The organism is Nostoc favosum CHAB5714, assembly GCF_020829495.1.
GTDB classification, from domain to species: Bacteria; Cyanobacteriota; Cyanobacteriia; order Cyanobacteriales; family Nostocaceae; genus Nostoc; species Nostoc favosum.
On the sequence record NZ_JAIVFQ010000206.1, the window covers coordinates 1,492 to 4,449 of the forward strand.

Genomic DNA, 2,958 nt, shown 5'->3' on the forward strand with positions numbered 1-2,958 from the left:
AGTGAATGCAATCATTGAAACACCAAATGAATTGAGTGGTCAAGCTAATAAGGGCTAACGGTGGATACCTAGGCACACAGAGGCGATGAAGGACGTGGTTACCGACGATATGCTCCGGGGAGTTGGAAGCAAACATAGAGCCGGAGATTTCCGAATGGGGCAACCCTAAATACTACCTGCTGAATATATAGGCAGGAGAGAGCCAACCCAGCGAATTGAAACATCTTAGTAGCTGGAGGAAGAGAAATCAATTAAGAGATTCCCTCAGTAGTGGTGAGCGAAAGGGGAAAAGCCTAAACCAATTGGTTTACCGATTGGGGTAGTGGGACAGCAATATCGAATCTGGAGGCTAGACGAAGCAGCTAAATACTGCACCAAAGAAGGTGAAAGTCCTGTAGTCGAAAGTCAAAGGATAGTAGCTGAATCCCGAGTAGCATGGGGCACGAGGAATCCCATGTGAATCAGCGAGGACCACCTCGTAAGGCTAAATACTACTGTGTGACCGATAGTGAACCAGTACCGCGAGGGAAAGGTGAAAAGAACCCCGGAAGGGGAGTGAAATAGAACATGAAACCGTTAGCTTACAAGCAGTGGGAGGACTATTTGAAAGTCTAACCGCGTGCCTGTTGAAGAATGAGCCGGCGACTTATAGGCACTGGTAGGTTAAAGCGAGAATGCTGGAGCCAAAGGGAAACCGAGTCTGAAAAGGGCGATAATCAGTGTTTATAGACCCGAACCCTGGTGATCTAACCATGGCCAGGATGAAGCTTGGGTAACACCAAGTGGAGGTCCGCACCGACTGATGTTGAAAAATCAGCGGATGAGCTGTGGTTAGGGGTGAAATGCCAATCGAACCAGGAGCTAGCTGGTTCTCCCCGAAATGTGTTTAGGCGCAGCGGTAATGATTATATCTGGGGGGTAAAGCACTGTTTCGGTGCGGGCTGGGAGACCGGTACCAAATCGAGACAAACTCTGAATACCCAGAGGACACATTGCCAGTGAGACAGTGGGGGATAAGCTTCATTGTCAAGAGGGAAACAGCCCAGACCACCAGCTAAGGTCCCCAAATCATCGCTAAGTGATAAAGGAGGTGAGAGTGCACAGACAACTAGGAGGTTTGCCTAGAAGCAGCCACCCTTGAAAGAGTGCGTAATAGCTCACTAGTCAAGCGCTCTCGCGCCGAAAATGAACGGGGCTAAGCGATGTACCGAAGCTGTGGGATTAATAATAACGATTAATCGGTAGGGGAGCGTTCCGTCGTAGGTAGAAGCAGTAGCGGCAAGCAGCTGTGGACGAAACGGAAGTGAGAATGTCGGCTTGAGTAGCGCAAATATTGGTGAGAATCCAATACCCCGAAACCCTAAGGTTTCCTCCGCCAGGTTCGTCCCCGGAGGGTTAGTCAGGGCCTAAGGCGAGGCCGAACGGCGTAGTCGATGGACAACGGGTTAAAATTCCCGTACTAATTGTAGGTTGTGCAGAGGGACGGAGAAGATAATTGTCAGCCGGATGTTGGTTACCGGTTCAAGCGTCAAGATGTTGAGAGACGGCGAAAACGTTTCGAGTTGAGGCGTGAGTACGACCCACTACGGTGGGGAAGTGGCATAGTCTAGCTTCCAAGAAAAGCTCTAAACACGTTAACTTACAGTTACCTGTACCCGAAACCGACACAGGTAGGGAGGTTGAGAATACCAAGGGGCGCGAGATAACTCTCTCTAAGGAACTCGGCAAAATGGCCCCGTAACTTCGGAAGAAGGGGTGCCCACCGTCATAAGTGGGTCGCAGTGAAGAGATCCAGGCGACTGTTTACCAAAAACACAGGTCTCCGCAAAGTCATAAAGACGCAGTATGGGGGCTGACGCCTGCCCAGTGCCGGAAGGTTAAGGAAGTTGGTCAGGGGGAAACCTTGAAGCTAGCGACCGAAGCCCCGGTGAACGGCGGCCGTAACTATAACGGTCCTAAGGTAGCGAAATTCCTTGTCGGGTAAGTTCCGACCCGCACGAAAGGCGTAACGATCTGGATGGTGTCTCAGAGAGAGACTCGGCGAAATAGGAATGTCTGTGAAGATACGGACTGCCTGCACCTGGACAGAAAGACCCTATGAAGCTTTACTGTAGCCTGGAATTGTGTTCGGGCTTGGCTTGCGCAGGATAGGTGGGAGGCGATGAAACATCCCTTGTGGGGGGTGTAGAGCCAACGGTGAGATACCACTCTGGCGAAGCTAGAATTCTAACCCATGACCATTATCTGGTCAGGGAACAGTTTCAGGTGGGCAGTTTGACTGGGGCGGTCGCCTCCTAAAAGGTAACGGAGGCGCGCAAAGGTTCCCTCAGCACGCTTGGAAACCGTGCGGCGAGTGTAAAGGCATAAAGGGAGCTTGACTGCAACACACACAAGTGGAGCAGGTACGAAAGTAGGCCTTAGTGATCCGACGGCGCAGAGTGGAATGGCCGTCGCTCAACGGATAAAAGTTACTCTAGGGATAACAGGCTGATCTCCCCCAAGAGTCCACATCGACGGGGAGGTTTGGCACCTCGATGTCGGCTCATCGCAACCTGGGGCGGAAGTACGTCCCAAGGGTTGGGCTGTTCGCCCATTAAAGCGGTACGTGAGCTGGGTTCAGAACGTCGTGAGACAGTTCGGTCCATATCCGGTGCAGGCGTAAGAGCATTGAGAGGAGTCCTCCTTAGTACGAGAGGACCGGGAGGAACGCACCGCTGGTGTACCAGTTATCGTGCCAACGGTAAACGCTGGGTAGCCAAGTGCGGAGCGGATAACCGCTGAAAGCATCTAAGTGGGAAGCCCACCTCAAGATGAGTGCTCTCACCACACAAAGTGGGTAAGGTCACGGGCAGAACACCCGTTTCTAGGCGGTAGGTGGAAGTGCAGCAATGTATGTAGCCGAGCCGTGCTAACAGACCGAGGGCTTGACCTCAACATAATTCGTAGTTCGTAATTCGT

1 rRNA gene is annotated in these 2,958 nt (G+C 51.9%); it reads left to right on the plus strand.

Annotation, left to right across the window (positions count from 1 at the left end):
- The first annotated feature begins 37 nt into the window (after positions 1 to 37).
- Positions 38 to 2,932 (plus strand): 23S ribosomal RNA (locus tag LC586_RS39720).
- The last annotated feature ends 26 nt before the right edge of the window (positions 2,933 to 2,958 follow it).